This window comes from Microcystis sp. LEGE 00066 (assembly GCF_015207925.1).
GTDB classification, from domain to species: Bacteria; Cyanobacteriota; Cyanobacteriia; order Cyanobacteriales; family Microcystaceae; genus Microcystis; species Microcystis ichthyoblabe_A.
In genome coordinates this window covers 1-14659 of the sequence record NZ_JADEVX010000113.1, presented here as the reverse complement: position 1 = coordinate 14659, position 14659 = coordinate 1, and the positions used below count along the sequence as shown (strand labels likewise).

The window sequence follows — 14659 nt, the reverse complement described above, 5'->3', positions numbered from 1 at the left end:
GGTGTGGGGTGTGGGGTGTGGGGTGTAGGGTTTTACCGATTTTCATCTGCTCAATTACCTAATTTTCAGGGAAAAAGTCCCAGAATTTTCCCCCTGATCACTCCCAGACGAGGCGCTTTTGGATTTCAAAAAGGTCTGAAATTCTTATCCAACAAAGTTTTTAGATTTATTTGGTAAACTATAAATAAAGGAATCCGGGTAGGATTGATGCTCCTACCGGCACGGATGACCCTTTCTCTGGGTGGTAATGTCTAAAGTTTGACTAAAATGCTCGGTTCTTTTTGGATCGGTAAAACATCAAGAGAGTCAATATTAGCGCAGTATTTTAAATCTTCTTGACAGTGGAGACGCAAGAGGCGCTGACCATGACTACAACTGTGGAACATTCCTAAAAGATCATTTTGCCATTGACGATAAAGAGCGATCGAGGCGATCACCTCATCATTACCGATCGCCATTTGCCCCGATTGTTCTTGTAGCGCATTGGCGATCGCTCCAGCACAGGCCGTATCTTCCAGAGAATAACCCCCTTCCCAACCAGAGCCAACAATCCAGACGGTGTCGGGCTGCCTATCCAATAAGTAATTAACCGCAGCTTGCCGATTGATCATAGCCGCAGTGATCACGATTGGGGATTCTTCCACCCTTTGCAGAGCGCGAGTGCCGTTAGTGGTGCTGATAAACAGACGACGACCTTTCATTAAATCAGGGGTACAATCGAGGGGAGAATTGCCCAGATCGCAGCCTTCCACTTTCGCACCGCCTCTTTCTCCTGCCCGGAGACGTTTTTCTGGTTGCCAAGTATCGCTCACCTGCATCAGGGTTTTCAGATCGCTAAAGGTTTGCACTGCTTCTGCACCGGCATTGAGGGCAGTGGCGATCGTGGTTGTCGCTCTTAAAACATCGATAACGACGGCGCAATCGGGTAGAGTATGGACGGGGGTAAGTTCGGGAGTATGATAAATGAAAACCTGCACGAGTTATACCAAGTAAAAAGTAAAAGGGGAAATAAGCTCAACATACCGCCGCTCGGCATCGCGCTGGCAGAAGAAAGACAAGGCCGATTTTATCACGATGGATGTCAGCTAGTTAAGCTGTTCGTAATTCAAATTGCTTGTTTGGATCAGGCAAGGGGGGGCTAATCTCAGAATAAGCGGTTTAAATACGTCTTAGCTTAGGGACTTGCGCTTTGATAATGTACCTTTTGGGCGAACGCAGTTCGCCCCTACATTGTGGACAAAATCCGTTACTGTAGGGGCGCAAAGCTTGCGCCCTCCGATCGATTGGGATATTATTCTCACGCAAGTCCCTTATCACTTGAAATACCCACGCGGATCACAAAATTGGTCAATTGTCAATAGGGTTTGAGATGTTCTCACCCGGGTCGATCGTCATGACGAAATGTTATCATTAATAATTATTATGCCTGCTAACTCTGCTAAAGATCGTTTTCATGGTGCAGTGAGAAAAGGAGAAGAAAAAGAACCTAAAAGACAGTTATATTTAGATGTTCCCTTAGATATTTATTATAGTTTTTTTGAATTGCGATTTATTCAAACTGTCGTTAAACGATTTCAAATTTACCTGATTATTTATGATCCGATTGGGGAGGTAATTGTCCCATGGAAAAATTAGAACAATATCGTCACTATGTCAAGCAAGTCATTACTGAATATTCTCAGATAGGTTCATCTAAAGATCCGATTGAACAACAATTGATTTTTGATACAGTTGGCGATCACTATCAATTGATGTATGTTGGCTGGAAAAATAGACGAAGATATCATGGTTGTGTTTTGCATCTCGATATTAAAAAGGGTAAAATCTGGATACAACATGATGGCACTGAGGTGGGAATTGCCAATGAATTAGTTAATTTAGGTGTTCCTAAAGAAGATATTGTTTTAGCCTTTCATGAACCCCTAGTCAGAGAATATACAGGGTTTGCGGTGGGTTAATCAAAGAGGGCGAATGCAATTCGCCCCTACAATAATATTATTGCGCCAATGGTAGGGGCGCACCGCGTGCGCCCAAAATATCCTATAGATATTTCGACAAAATTGAGATGCACCCAAATTATCCCTATTCTTCTTCCTTCCACACAAAAACCAGAAGAGCCAATTCGCCTAACCTAATCATAGCTTAGGCGACAAACAGGATCAGCAAGAGACTTCGATTTTTTTTACCTTGCTGATCTCTGTATTTCTCTGTTAACAAAACTTAACAATTATCGGCAAAATTTTGCTTGCTTTTATCGGCAGATTTTGGGATAATATTTTTAAAAGATTTTATTCATAATGGAAATCTGTGCGTCTAAAAAAATTTTGCACAGATTCCCATTATAAGAAAAGCATAGCGCAAGTCGCCGGCAAAGTCAAGTCCTTTCCCATTAATTATGGGTTGGCTGAAAAAGTAAGGGCGATCGCTGGTTAAGATACAAGGTTTTTGAGCCACCAGCTTGAAAATCTTGCAGCTGCTTGGCTAAACAGGCCGCCAAACCCCTTATCTCGTCTATATTTCACATTTATTCAGCCAACCCTACCTAAATCTCTGCTGAAGGTGGAGATCAAAGGCTGTTTTAAACTAATACTTTACTGCGATCGTTAGAATTATCCCCAAAAATTGCCCCTCGTCGAATCAAATCCTGTTTTTGTTCGGGGGTGATCCCCGTTGCACCGGTAAAGATAGCGTTTTCGACTTCCGCCCCACTCAGGATAGCCCCACTCAGGTCAGCCTCAATCAGGTTAGCCCCTCTCAGGTCAGCCTCTCTCAGGTCAGCCTCTCTCAGGATAGCCCAACCCAGGAAAGCCCCACTCAGGATAGCCTCTCTCAGGATAGCCCCACTCAAGATAGCCTCTCTCAGGATAGCCACACTTAGGTTAGCCCTTCTCAGGATAGCTCCACTCAGGATAGCTCCACTCAGGTCAGCCTCAATAAGTATAGCCCTACTCAGGTTAGTCCTACTCAGGTCAGCCCCTCTCAGGAAAGCCCCTCTCAGGATAGCCCCTCTCAGGTTAGCCTCAATCAGGAAAGCCCTACTCAGGAAAGCCCCTCTCAGGATAGCCCCTCTCAGATCAGCCTCAATCAGGTCAGCCTCAATCAGGTCAGCCTCAATCAGGGCAGCCCCAATCAGGGCAGCCCCTCTCAGGATAGCCCCACTTAAATCAACTTGTTGTAGAGTTGTCTTATCGATTGTTCCCTCTCGAATTGCCTTAATTAATTCGGCTTTTTCAATAACTTTTGCATCTGTAGTGAACTCTGCTTTTGTGACGATAATTTCGGGTATATCGTCTGATTTAAGTTCATTGAGAAGGGCTTGCAATTCCCCCGATTGATGTAAATCTGCTAGGCGCTGTAGTCCATCTTCTGAACCTTCTAAAAATAGCCGAATACTGCCTTTAAGTTTCATAATAGGCTTGATCGTCTCGTCTCTGGCGATTTTTTGAAGAAAGCTGATAATTTTATCATTGTTCTCTGGTGTCAGTTCGTCTATCCCTACCTCAATAACTAATTCAAAAACTTTATCTGATTGCTGAGTTTGCGGTTTATTGTTATGATCAAATGTCTGAGAATTATCTCTATACCTTGCCAAAGCAGTAATCAGATTGTTACTGTCAATCTTTTCACCCATTTGCTCTGACAAGATTTTCCATAACTTATGAGCCGCATTCTTGATTGACTGTTCTTCTTGACTAATTTCTTCCGCTAGATCAGCATATTTTTTATCATCAAAAATACCTCTTAATATTGTTGTCTCCACGTCCGTTAATCCCTTGTTTGTATGCTTTTTTTTCAGATCATTAACCAGCATTTCTAATTCAGTCCATGAAAGGGTTTTAGTTTCAGTCATTTTTAGTTCATTTATCATCATTTTTTAAGGGTAACAGGACTTAAGATTACTTTTCAGTACCTTGTCAGGTTACTTGAGAGTACCTAAAAAAAGTACCATTTTCATGACTTTTGAGTAACGACAAATAATCAGAATTTTTTTAATCTAAAGATAGTTCACCTCCTAAGTAAAAGGATTGATGATTATGTATAAATATTGGTTAAAGTACAGAGAAGACCTTGTTAGTCTTGCCAAAATTATCAGCACCATAGTTGCGATCGCATCATTTTTAGGCTTCTCTTTTCCAGAGAAATTTCAACCCACTCCCTGCCAACCGACGGCAATTGTTGAAACCACGGAAATTAGCACTAACAATTAGTCAAAGCGCCAAATTCGCCTAACCTAATCATAGCTTAGGCGACAAACAGGATCAGCAAGAGACTTCGATTTTTTGACCTTGCTGATCTCTGTATTTCTTGGTTAACAAAACTTAACAATTATCGGCAAAATTTCGCTTGCTTTTATCGGCAGATTTTGGGATAATATTTTTAAAAGATTTTATTTATAATAGAAATCTTTGCATCTAAAAAAATTTTGCACGGATTCCCATTATAAGAAAAGCATAGCGCAAGTCGCCGGCAAAGTCAAGTCCTTTCCCATTAATTATGGGTGCGAATTTCCCGGAATCAAAAAAGGGGGTTAGTGGTGAGTCAGACCAAATATAGGTTACACTTCAACTTTAATGGGAAACGCTGTCATTCCGTGTAGAGAATATGACTAGACAAACCGCTAATCTCGGACAAACAGGAATTTCCGTCAGTGCCTTAGGAATTGGGACTTGGGCATGGGGGGATAAACTATTCTGGAACTATGGCAAGGAATACGGAGCTAGTCAGGTAGAAGCGGCCTTTAAAGCGGCAGTAGAGGCAGGAATCACCTTTTTTGACACTGCCGAAGTCTATGGACTGGGGGAATCGGAACGACTCTTAGGAAAATTTACGCAAGAGACTGATATTCCCATCGATATTGCCAGCAAATTTGCCCCCGTACCGTGGCGATTTGGGGCGAATGCGGTGCATAATGCCATTACCGAGAGCTTAAACCGTCTAAAAACCGATAAAATGGCTCTTTACCAAGTACATTGGCCCTTCACCTTCCTAATTAGCCAAGAAACCCTAATCAATGCCCTAGGGGAAGAAGTAAAACGCAGCCGAATTGGTTCCGTGGGTGTAAGTAATTATTCCGCCGAGCAAATGCGTCAAGCAAGCCAGATTTTGGCGAAAAAAGAGGTTCCCTTAGCGGTCAATCAGGTGCAGTATTCGCTTTTGTATCGCAAAATAGAAACTAAGGCAATTTTAGCCACGGCCAAGGAATTAGGTGTCACCATCCTCGCCTACAGCCCCCTCGCTCAAGGACTACTGACGGGTAAATATAGCCCAGAAAGCCAGAATTTGCCCGATGGAGCCAGAAAAGTTGACTCGCGGTTCAAAAAAGAAGGTTTGGAGAAAATAGCCCCAATTTTAAGGGTAATGCAAGAATTGGGCGCAAAATACCAAAAAACCCCCGCACAAGTCGCCCTCAATTGGTTAATCGCTCAAGGGGATGTAATTCCCATTCCGGGGGCCAAAACTGCGGCCCAGGCGATCGAAAATGCCGGGGCATTAGGATGGAGTTTAGAAGCGCAAGAGGTGACGCAATTAGAACAGATGAGCCGGCCTTGGCTGTAAAAATCAAAACTTTTGATTTTTGATCACCATTCTGGAAAAAGTCTCTAACTTTTTGGTGATCAAGATTAAAACAAGCTACAATCTTTAGATACTGCTGTACTACTTAAGAAAACTGGGGAGAAAATTAATGGCGACAATGACAAATAATTCCGATCGAGATAAAGCCTTGGGTTTAGTCTTAAATCAAATCGAGCGCAACTTTGGCAAAGGTTCGATTATGCGTTTAGGAGACGCCACCCGGATGCGGGTGGAAACCGTACCTAGTGGTGCTTTAACCCTAGATATGGCCTTGGGTGGCGGTTTACCGAAAGGCCGCATCGTCGAAATTTACGGGCCAGAAAGTTCTGGAAAAACCACCTTAGCCCTCCATGCGATCGCAGAAGTGCAGAAAGCTGGGGGAGTGGCGGCCTTTGTCGATGCGGAACACGCTTTAGATCCCACCTATTCGGAAGATTTAGGGGTAGATATCAATAATTTACTGGTGGCACAACCGGATACGGGGGAGGCAGCCTTAGAAATAGTTGACCAGTTAGTGCGTTCTTCGGCCGTGGATATCGTCGTCATCGACTCGGTGGCCGCTTTAGTGCCGAGGGCGGAAATTGAAGGGGAAATGGGGGATAATCAGGTGGGTTTGCAGGCCCGTTTGATGAGTAAAGCCCTGCGAAAAATTGCCGGTAATATTGGTAAATCTGGTTGTGTGGTGATTTTCCTCAACCAACTGCGGCAAAAAATCGGTGTCACCTACGGCAATCCTGAAGTGACCACCGGGGGAACGGCCTTAAAATTCTATGCCTCGGTGCGTTTAGATATCCGTCGCATTCAAACTTTGAAAAAAGGCACGGAAGGGGAATACGGAATTCGGGCTAAAGTTAAGGTGGCTAAAAATAAAGTCGCGCCTCCTTTCCGGATTGCTGAATTTGATATTATCTTCGGTAAAGGCATTTCCCAGGTGGGTTGTATGCTCGATATCGCCGAACAAACTAACGTGGTTACTCGTAAAGGGGCATGGTATAGCTATAATGGCGAAAATATTGCCCAGGGTCGCGATAATGCCGTTAAATATCTCGAAGAAAGGCCAGAAGTAGCGGCAGAAATTGAGAAGTTATTGCGGGATAAATTAGACATGGGTTCGGTTCCTTTACCCACGGAACCGGCCGATGAGGACGAAGAGGACGATCTGGAACCAGAAATCTAAAAGAAGACGGTTTTAAGTCTTGGTTATCCCCCTATTTTGGGGGATTTTTTAGCTTCAGAATCGATAGATTTAGCGGCTTCTAACCATGATTGTAAACCTTTTTTAGTCGGTGTTCCTTTAGGGGTAAAAGTCCATAGATCTCGTTTATGTTGGGGTCCGTAGCTGATATGAATCGGGCGATTAATTCCGTAAAAATAGAGAGAATCAAAGGGTAATTTTGCGGTTAAAATCCAATCTATTAGGCGATCGCTCGTTAAATTGATAATCCGAAAATCACAGGCTGCCCCCAATCGCTGACAATAATATTGACCTTTTTGATTAATTTCGTGGGCGCAATGTTGATCAAGACTGGGATCGATTCTACCGTTTTTTAAGCCGGTGATCGGGTCTTTTTTTTGGAGAAATTTTCTCAGATCACTGGAACAAAATCCATAGGTTAATTGAAATTTTTCTCGACCAAAATTATCAATAATTGGATCGATAATAAAGTGAGCGAGATTTTGCCAAGCGCTTATCGTTGCGGGATTTTTTGGGTAGGGATCGATTTGTGCCGCGTACTTTTGATAAGTTTGGGAACAGGTAGATAATTCCTCTAGGGTTAAATATTTACCAATTAACATAATCAGTTATCAGTTTTTAGCTATATCCTATCACCCGATTTAGCTATTTTGCCAAAGCGGCTTTTTGGCGACCATAATAAACAGCGATAAAAGCGCTGACATACATCCATAAACTATAGACAATTGCGGGAATGGTTAGATCGGGATTCTTTAATAAACCGGCAGTGATAGCAATAGCTAAAGTGCCGCTTTGAATACCCACTTCAATTGCGATACAAATTCTTTGGGAAATAGTTAATTGAAATAAACGACCACTGAAAAAGCCAATTAGGGAAGTAATCGTGTTTAAAATAATCACTGCCAGGCCAGTTTGAGCGATAAATAAAGGTGGCTCTTCGGTTTGTGTTATGCAATGGACTGGGGTTATAGGGGATGGAACCCTTATGTAGAAAGGCATTTGGCGATTTTTGTCAATTGTTTTTCATCTAAAGCGAACTCATCAATTAAGTCTCTTGCCAGGTAAGGATTTAGTCAATTTATGCCCCCCTATCGAACCATACCAAGTAACGAAGAGCCATAAAGGTAAACGTTGCCATTCTCTCAGGATTAATAAGCAGATAATAACTGCTAGAAAAATTACGGACAAACGATTAGTTATCGGTTCCATACTTTTGGCCAGTAAAGGGAAGTAATGGCGGATAGTCATACCGATAATCATCGGTAAAAGTATAATCAAAAATATCTGCGCCATAGTGGAACCAATGGGTAGGGAGATGGCGGCACTTTCCCCCATAAAATGCTGGAGAGTGAAACTAGCTAAAAAAGGTATTGTGAAAATGGTGATGATGCTGCTAAAAGCGGTTAAAGTAACAGAAAGAGCCACATCTCCCTTAGCTAAATAGGTTAAAACATTGGGGGAAGGACCGCCGGGGCAAATCGCGACAATCATTAAACCGACGGCAATTTCTGGACGGAGAGGCAAAAGAGAAGCAATAATAAAACCGACGATCGGTAGAATAATAATTTGATTGACTAAACCGATCAGGACTGCCTTGGGATAACGAGTGATACGCTGAAAATCGGCGGGAATTAATCCTAATCCCATGCCTAACATTAAAACGCCTAGGGCAACGGGTAAGAGGATATTAGTAAAAAAGTTGGCCTGCATGGGATAAAAGCCGAGAAGATGAGCTTATTTTCCCATAAATTGACTAATTTATTCTTGTCCCTGGTTCCCGATTTTGCCGACTAAAAAACCCCCAGTGTGCAGAGGGGGTTAAATTGCAGGAGAAATCCAACCCCAGGGATTTTAGTCTGGTTTCTCTTCCCCCTCTGGGATGATATCCCCGTCTCACTTCAGTTGCTTGGTGGCAACCATGGGATCACAGCTAGGGAACTGCCGATGCGACTACCACTTTTGACACCAGCAATGCCTAGGAAATGTTGTCGCAGGACTCCCATCAAGAATAACGAGGGCAAATTTTCCTCCTAAATCCCACAATCCTTGAATTCCCTACCATTGACAAATTGCTGGGGCGATCAAGGTGGTGGATTTTCGGTGAACGATAGGTGAGTTTTTGCAGAGTTTTCCCTTCTCGATCGAGGGGCAGTTTTCTGTCATCTAAGTTGTGTGTAAACATAGCAACCCTCCAGAACCCTACAGTTCTATTGTACCTTTATCCCCGGTTCGAGTGCGGGAGAATGTAATAATCTGTATTATTCATCAGAGAAGACTCAACCTTTGTTTGTTTTAAATGGGGTTTGCTGAAAAACTTTTTCAGCAGACCCTATTTAGTCATCGATTAGCTCTTTGTCCACTGCCAGATACCATTATTGTTCTCGAAAACGGTAAAATTAGCGAAGTAGGAAGCCCTGCGGAACTGATGAGCAAACGAAGACGATATTACCTTATGTTTACCCGTCAAGCTAATAGTTATCAATCCCAAAAACCCCGGTGTGCAAGGGAGGTTAAATTGTGGGAGAAATCCAATTGTGAGGATTTTAGTCTGGTTTCCCTCTCTCGCTCCGGAGTGAGAGAATAGTCATAATTAGTTTTTTTGTCCCGATTGAGAGTATTTTCTGAGATAGATCATTGTGATCTAGGGATAAAAAACGGTAATTTTGCCCGATATAACCTTTTATTTGCTCCTATGACTGTCAAAATCGCTCTTAACCCCAATCAGATTCAAAATCTCGATCTCTCATCTTTAGAGACTATTATTCAAGATTATCAGTCGCGGGCAGCGATCGCCAAACTGGAACAAGCTCTACAATTAGAGATAGATTATCCTCGTGCGGAGGGTGATATGCGGGAATTATCGGAGATACCGGAAGTCAGGCTGTGGTTTCTGCGTTTGGATGCGGTTTATCCTTGGTTAATCTTTATTCTTGACCCAAAACAGGGAGAAATCGCTCGTTATGCTGCTATGTTGGTTCCCCATCAATTCCATCGCGGGGAAGGAATTCAATATAATCCCGAAGCTTTGGAGATTTTTGTGATGCAAAAACTCTTTATTTTGTCTGATTGGCTGAAAAGTCAGCAAATTCCTGCTTTATCTCGCTTAAAATTTTTCGCTCAACAGTTTGGTTACGATATCGACGAGGAATTTCTCTCTAGTCTCTAAAGACTCCCTGGGCTGACTAGATAAGGTATTTTAAATATATGGCAAGCTACTGTCTCGCCCAATTTAGCGCCACCAATACCCCTATCAGAGAATCATGGATACAAAATCCTTTAAACGCACCCTACAGCAATCGGATAACTATAACCGCAAGGGATTCGGTCACAAAGAGGAAGTAATGGATGCGATGACCAATGAGTATCAAAGCGACCTGATCCAAGAAATTCGTGAAAATAATTATCGTTTAGAACGGGGTGAGGTGACGATCTATCTCGCTCAAGCTTTTGGTTTTTGTTGGGGGGTAGAACGCGCTGTTGCTATGGCCTACGAAACTCGTCAACATTTTCCCCAAGAACGTCTCTGGATTACTAACGAAATTATTCACAATCCCTCGGTTAATCAGCGTCTGCGCTCCATGGCCGTGGGTTTTATTCCGGTGGAAAATGGCCAAAAAGACTTTACTGTGGTGGAATCAGGGGATGTGGTGATTTTACCTGCTTTTGGGGCTAGTGTCTCGGAAATGAAAATACTTAACGATAAGGGTTGCATGATTGTGGATACCACTTGTCCCTGGGTTTCTAAGGTGTGGAATTCCGTGGAAAAGCACAAAAAAAGCGACCACACTTCGATTATTCACGGCAAATATAATCACGAAGAAACGATCGCCACTAGCTCTTTTGCTGGCACTTATTTAATCGTTTTAAATTTGGCTCAAGCTAATTATGTCGCTAATTATATTCTCCACGGTGGTGATAAAAATGAGTTTTTAGAGAAGTTTAAAAATGCCCATTCCCAGGGTTTCGATCCCGATCGCGATCTAGATTATATCGGTATTGCCAATCAGACCACAATGCTGAAAAGTGAAACGGAGGAAATTGGCAAACTCTTCGAGCATACTATGTTGAGAAAGTACGGACCGATCAATTTTAAAGATCATTTTATGAGTTTTAATACCATCTGTGATGCCACTCAAGAGCGTCAAGATGCCATGTTTGAACTGGTGAAAGAACCGCTTTCTTTAATGGTGGTAATTGGCGGTTATAATTCCTCTAATACCACTCACCTACAGGAAATAGCGATCGAGCGTGCCATTCCCTCCTATCATATCGATAGTGCCGAGCGCATTCTCCCCGGTAATCGCATCGAACATAAACCTTTAGGTGGCGATTTAATCATCACTGATAACTGGTTAAATGAGGGAAAAATTATCGTCGGAGTGACTTCTGGTGCTTCCACTCCCGATAAGGTGGTAGAAGAGGTAATCGAGAAAATTTTTGCGCTCAAATCTTCTTTAGTCCAGGGTTAATTAGCCAGGGTGAGAGCATCTCAAACGCTATTGACAATTGGCCAATTTTGTGATCCGCATGGGCAGTTCAAGTGATACCAGTCAATCAAAATAGTTACAAAATCGACTAAACGGGTCGATTTTTGCTTAACAATTGAGATGGCTAATTCTCAGCAAATATGCCTGAAGCGCTCTCCGGGTAAGCAACTCACATCAAGTCCATTTTGTCAAGGATTGTTAAGATGAGCTTACCCTGGTTATTTATCGAGCCTTTCGGTTACTTGAATCGCTGAAAAGCTTGGCTATGGGTTTTCTTTACCCCTGGACTAATTCACTACTTTTCTTTTCTATATAATCAACTTAATCGATGAATAAATTCTCTGTTAGAATCCGTTTTTCCCTGTCATTTCTGTTTTCCCGTTCCCTAGAGTGACAGAAGAGGGATTAATGGTGAATAATCAAATGGCGGTCGCAATCGCTGCTCACCCATCCCTGACGCTGAAATTCCCCTAACAAACGCGTCACCGTTACCCTTGTGGTGCCGATAGCATTGGCGAGATTTTGATGGGTTAAACGTATCTTTAAACGACTGCCTTGGGCGATTGGTTCTCCCATTTCCCGCTTTAATAACTGTAGTAACTGCTGAAGACGTTCCTCCACTCGTTTCAGTCCTGCGATCGCAAGGAGCGATTCCGTTTGTTGTTGACGACGAATCATTTGATTTAACATCATCCTGGTTAATTCCGCCGAATTTTCCACTTCGGTGATCGTGTACCATTTTAGGTACAGTTCCGACAAGGCTCTGGCGTGATAAGATTCCAGATGAGTCAAATTTAAGCCGAAAAAGTGGGATGAATGAACCCAACCTAGTAAAATTTCCTCTCCACTCTCAGATACTTGACTTAGTTGCGCCATACCCCGATAAACTTGCCAGACTCCATCAGCCACCAGAGGAATATTCTCCCCGCGCTCATAAAAGTGGAGCCGACGACTCTCGCTATAGTCTTCTCGGAAGGGTGAGACGTTGGGATTATAGGTGAGCAACATGATCAAAGTTCTCCTAGGCGAGGGGCTAACAATTTCAACCCCACTTTACTGTATCAAGGTAAACATTAGGTAATCCCCAGGTTAACAGTAATCAGTGAACAGTGATCAGTTCACCGATTACTGTTTACTGATCACTGTTCACTGAAATAACATCCGCTGCCGCAGCTGAAAAACCTACAGATCATTAATTTAAAGCATCTTTAAGAGCCGTGCGAGCGGCCAGATGATTGCGGGTTGAGGTGAGAATTTCCGATTCTCGTTGGAGACGACTGACTGTATCGAGCATTTCTAATAAAGCTTGTTGTTCCCCGGCCACACCGTAGAGATTACCCGCCACCCAGTAGGATAATTCCAGGGGAAGACTAGGCAAATCGTCGGGGAGTTCAATTTTTTGAGCGGTTAATTTGGCTGATAGATGAACCACGTCCCGCAGCAGTCGATCCACTTCTTTGGACAGAGGTCGCAGATCTTGGGTGGTGGGGACATCTTCAATCCATTCCACTAAACCGACACGATAGGGTTTTTCCCGGACGTATTCTAGGACACGGAAGCGCTGTTGACCGATGGTGAGAATTTTTAAGCGATCATCTGGAAGACGTTGACAACGGACAACTTCCGCACAACTGCCCACTTTAGCGATTTCTCCCGTGGCCGGATCTACCATTAAGACCCCAAAACGGCGATCTTCTTCCAATATCGTATTCATCATAATCCGATAGCGAAACTCGAAGATGTGTAGGGGCAGGGGACGACCCGGAAATAAAACAACTTCGGGTAGGGGAAAGAGAGGTAATTCTCTAACGGCAATGGAAGAAGTGGCCATAGGTTTAGTAAAAAAAAACCGATCTTCTCTTATTTTTACACAATCCCCCCTGAACCGCTAGGCAAGGGCAATAGACGGGAGACGGTCGTCAGCTGTGAGTTTTCAGTTCACTGTTCACTGAAAATACTTCCCTCACTGCCTACCCTGCGATCGCTATCTGAGAAAATTGCTGATTTTGTCATCTAGATTGCATCCTGATCGGAAACCTTTGGCTAATCTATGAGTAGAGATACTCAAACCTCCTCTTCATTGGTGCTTTCCTAAGAGGGGTGATTTTTTTCTCATAAACTTTACAATATTTAATAATTGTTGTAATATTAGTTAAATAACCAAGCTTCTCACTACTCGCCATTTATGCCCATAAAATCTATATATAGCCAAAAAAAGGACTATAGAGGCAATTAAATAGTCAATGAGATTTCTCTCTATAGTTGAGTAACCACTCACTTATCTCTTTACAAAACGAGAAAAAACTCTGATAGCATCTCCTTTACTGCCCTGGGGAAGCAATCTGAAAAACGCCATCAATCCCTGAATATCAACCCTCAACCGACGCGCACTCATGAAAACCTCGAAAAACCCCACCGATCCAGTTCGCGCCTATCTCAGAGAAATTGGCCGAGTTCCCCTTCTCAGCCATGAAGAAGAAATTCTCTACGCGAAACAGGTACAAAGATTAATTTTTCTGGAAAAAATCAAAGAATCCCTAAGGGCGAAACTCGGCAGCGACCCCAGCGATCGCCAGTGGTCAGAAGCGGCGGAAATTAGTGAAGAACAACTGCGTCGAGAATTGGGGGCAGGGGATTTCGCCAAACGTAAGATGGTAGAAGCGAACCTGCGTCTAGTGGTTTCCGTCGCTAAAAAATACCTAAAACGCAATCTAGATCTATTAGATCTGATCCAAGAGGGAACCATTGGGATGCAAAGAGGGGTGGAAAAATTCGATCCCACCAAAGGCTATCGCTTCTCCACCTATGCCTATTGGTGGATTCGCCAAGCTATCACCCGGGCGATCGCAGAAAAAAGTCGCACCATCCGTCTGCCCATCCACATCACCGAAAAACTGAATAAAATCAAAAAGGCCCAGCGTCAACTAGCTCAAGATAAAGGTCGCGCTGCCACCATTGCCGAATTAGCCGAGGAATTAGACCTAACTCCCAAACAGGTGCGAGACTACTTGGAAAGGTCTCGTCAACCCCTTTCCCTTGACTTAAAGGTGGGGGACAATCAAGACACGGAATTAGGGGAACTCTTGGAAGATACGGGACTTTCCCCGGAAGATTACACTGCCCATTCTTCCCTCCAGGTGGACTTAGAAAAACTGATGGCAGACCTCACCCCTCAACAAAAAGAAGTGATTTGTCTGCGTTTTGGTTTAGATAATGGGCAGCCCCTCACCCTAGCAAAAATAGGCGTTCGACTCAATATCAGTCGTGAACGCGTCCGTCAGATCGAACGAGAAGCGATCGCTAAATTAAGAAAACGCAAGGCCAAGATCAGAGAATATCTAGCTAGTTAGGGTTTGCTGCAAAAAGCTGTTCGTGGGGGCAGGGTGTAGGGTGTGGGGTGTGG

The 14659-nt window shown here is 43.3% G+C and carries 13 protein-coding genes and 3 pseudogenes; 8 read left to right on the top strand and 8 right to left on the bottom strand.

From position 1 onward, the window contains the following. Positions 1–251: 251 nt before the first annotated feature. Positions 252–977 (bottom strand): 2-phosphosulfolactate phosphatase family protein, encoded by a 726-nt coding sequence (locus IQ224_RS15440; protein WP_002748299.1) that lies wholly within the window; start codon positions 975–977, stop codon positions 252–254. A gap of 496 nt (positions 978–1473) precedes the next feature. On the opposite strand from IQ224_RS15440, the pseudogene IQ224_RS15435 reads away from it, so the two are divergent. Together IQ224_RS15435 and IQ224_RS15430 are read left to right on the top strand one after the other, a co-directional pair. Further along, positions 1474–1635 (top strand): annotated as a pseudogene (locus IQ224_RS15435) (element excision factor XisH family protein); the annotation flags it as partial. Further along, positions 1623–1958, top strand: coding sequence for a XisI protein (locus IQ224_RS15430; RefSeq protein ID WP_002748301.1), 336 nt, complete (start codon positions 1623–1625; stop codon positions 1956–1958). The pseudogene IQ224_RS15435 and the gene IQ224_RS15430, both read left to right, overlap by 13 nt. Positions 1959–2578: 620 nt before the next feature. On the opposite strand, the gene IQ224_RS15425 is transcribed toward IQ224_RS15430, so the two are convergent. Continuing rightward, positions 2579–3871, bottom strand: coding sequence for a pentapeptide repeat-containing protein (locus tag IQ224_RS15425; RefSeq protein WP_194033166.1), 1293 nt, complete (start codon positions 3869–3871; stop codon positions 2579–2581). Positions 3872–4034: 163 nt separating this feature from the next. On the opposite strand from IQ224_RS15425, the gene IQ224_RS15420 reads away from it, so the two are divergent. The 3 genes from IQ224_RS15420 (at position 4035) to recA (ending at position 6751) form a co-directional block, all read left to right on the top strand. Further along, positions 4035–4208: a hypothetical protein gene (locus IQ224_RS15420; protein WP_194033165.1), complete on the top strand. Its 174-nt coding sequence runs from the start codon at positions 4035–4037 to the stop codon at positions 4206–4208. A gap of 394 nt (positions 4209–4602) precedes the next feature. Beyond that, a complete protein-coding gene (locus IQ224_RS15415; protein WP_194033164.1) occupies positions 4603–5556 on the top strand; it encodes an aldo/keto reductase in 954 nt (317 codons plus the stop codon). 127 nt (positions 5557–5683) lie between these two features. Continuing rightward, positions 5684–6751: a recombinase RecA gene (gene recA / locus IQ224_RS15410; protein WP_002739007.1), complete on the top strand. Its 1068-nt coding sequence runs from the start codon at positions 5684–5686 to the stop codon at positions 6749–6751. A 23-nt stretch (positions 6752–6774) separates the two neighbouring features. On the opposite strand, the gene IQ224_RS15405 is transcribed toward recA, so the two are convergent. The 4 genes and pseudogenes from IQ224_RS15405 to IQ224_RS24635 form a co-directional block, all read right to left on the bottom strand. Next, positions 6775–7371, bottom strand: coding sequence for a hypothetical protein (locus tag IQ224_RS15405; protein WP_002748308.1), 597 nt, complete (start codon positions 7369–7371; stop codon positions 6775–6777). Between the two features lie 43 nt (positions 7372–7414). Beyond that, positions 7415–7699, bottom strand: a pseudogene (locus tag IQ224_RS15400) (bile acid:sodium symporter family protein); the annotation flags it as partial. A gap of 195 nt (positions 7700–7894) precedes the next feature. Continuing rightward, positions 7895–8479 (bottom strand): annotated as a pseudogene (locus IQ224_RS15395) (bile acid:sodium symporter family protein); the annotation flags it as partial. A gap of 188 nt (positions 8480–8667) precedes the next feature. Then, positions 8668–8790: a hypothetical protein gene (locus tag IQ224_RS24635; RefSeq protein ID WP_002748314.1), complete on the bottom strand. Its 123-nt coding sequence runs from the start codon at positions 8788–8790 to the stop codon at positions 8668–8670. Between the two features lie 671 nt (positions 8791–9461). On the opposite strand from IQ224_RS24635, the gene IQ224_RS15385 reads away from it, so the two are divergent. Then, on the top strand, positions 9462–9935 hold the full coding sequence (locus IQ224_RS15385; RefSeq protein ID WP_002738641.1) for a CRR6 family NdhI maturation factor: 474 nt from the start codon (positions 9462–9464) through the stop codon (positions 9933–9935). A gap of 94 nt (positions 9936–10029) precedes the next feature. Continuing rightward, positions 10030–11238, top strand: coding sequence for a 4-hydroxy-3-methylbut-2-enyl diphosphate reductase (locus tag IQ224_RS15380; protein WP_194033163.1), 1209 nt, complete (start codon positions 10030–10032; stop codon positions 11236–11238). Between the two features lie 423 nt (positions 11239–11661). Here IQ224_RS15380 and IQ224_RS15375 read toward each other — a convergent pair whose 3' ends face one another. Together IQ224_RS15375 and IQ224_RS15370 are read right to left on the bottom strand one after the other, a co-directional pair. Further along, complete coding sequence (locus tag IQ224_RS15375) at positions 11662–12264, bottom strand: Crp/Fnr family transcriptional regulator (RefSeq protein ID WP_002748318.1); 603 nt, start codon at positions 12262–12264, stop codon at positions 11662–11664. Between the two features lie 184 nt (positions 12265–12448). Then, positions 12449–13087 (bottom strand): LON peptidase substrate-binding domain-containing protein, encoded by a 639-nt coding sequence (locus tag IQ224_RS15370; RefSeq protein WP_002748319.1) that lies wholly within the window; start codon positions 13085–13087, stop codon positions 12449–12451. 562 nt (positions 13088–13649) lie between these two features. Here IQ224_RS15370 and IQ224_RS15365 point away from each other — a divergent pair. After that, the gene (locus IQ224_RS15365) at positions 13650–14606 is read left to right on the top strand and encodes an RNA polymerase sigma factor, RpoD/SigA family (protein ID WP_002748320.1); all 957 of its coding nucleotides are present in this window, start codon (positions 13650–13652) and stop codon (positions 14604–14606) included. The last annotated feature ends 53 nt before the right edge of the window (positions 14607–14659 follow it).

Bases quoted from the DNA above. Each gene is read 5' to 3' on its own strand.
- IQ224_RS15430 (WP_002748301.1), top strand. From the start codon at position 1,623: ATGGAAAAATTAGAACAATATCGTCACTATGTCAAGCAAGTCATTACT.
- IQ224_RS15425 (WP_194033166.1), bottom strand. From the start codon at position 3,871: ATGATGATAAATGAACTAAAAATGACTGAAACTAAAACCCTTTCATGG.
- IQ224_RS15420 (WP_194033165.1), top strand. From the start codon at position 4,035: ATGTATAAATATTGGTTAAAGTACAGAGAAGACCTTGTTAGTCTTGCC.
- IQ224_RS15415 (WP_194033164.1), top strand. From the start codon at position 4,603: ATGACTAGACAAACCGCTAATCTCGGACAAACAGGAATTTCCGTCAGT.
- recA (WP_002739007.1), top strand. From the start codon at position 5,684: ATGGCGACAATGACAAATAATTCCGATCGAGATAAAGCCTTGGGTTTA.
- IQ224_RS15405 (WP_002748308.1), bottom strand. From the start codon at position 7,371: ATGTTAATTGGTAAATATTTAACCCTAGAGGAATTATCTACCTGTTCC.
- IQ224_RS15385 (WP_002738641.1), top strand. From the start codon at position 9,462: ATGACTGTCAAAATCGCTCTTAACCCCAATCAGATTCAAAATCTCGAT.
- IQ224_RS15380 (WP_194033163.1), top strand. From the start codon at position 10,030: ATGGATACAAAATCCTTTAAACGCACCCTACAGCAATCGGATAACTAT.
- IQ224_RS15375 (WP_002748318.1), bottom strand. From the start codon at position 12,264: ATGTTGCTCACCTATAATCCCAACGTCTCACCCTTCCGAGAAGACTAT.
- IQ224_RS15370 (WP_002748319.1), bottom strand. From the start codon at position 13,087: ATGGCCACTTCTTCCATTGCCGTTAGAGAATTACCTCTCTTTCCCCTA.
- IQ224_RS15365 (WP_002748320.1), top strand. From the start codon at position 13,650: ATGAAAACCTCGAAAAACCCCACCGATCCAGTTCGCGCCTATCTCAGA.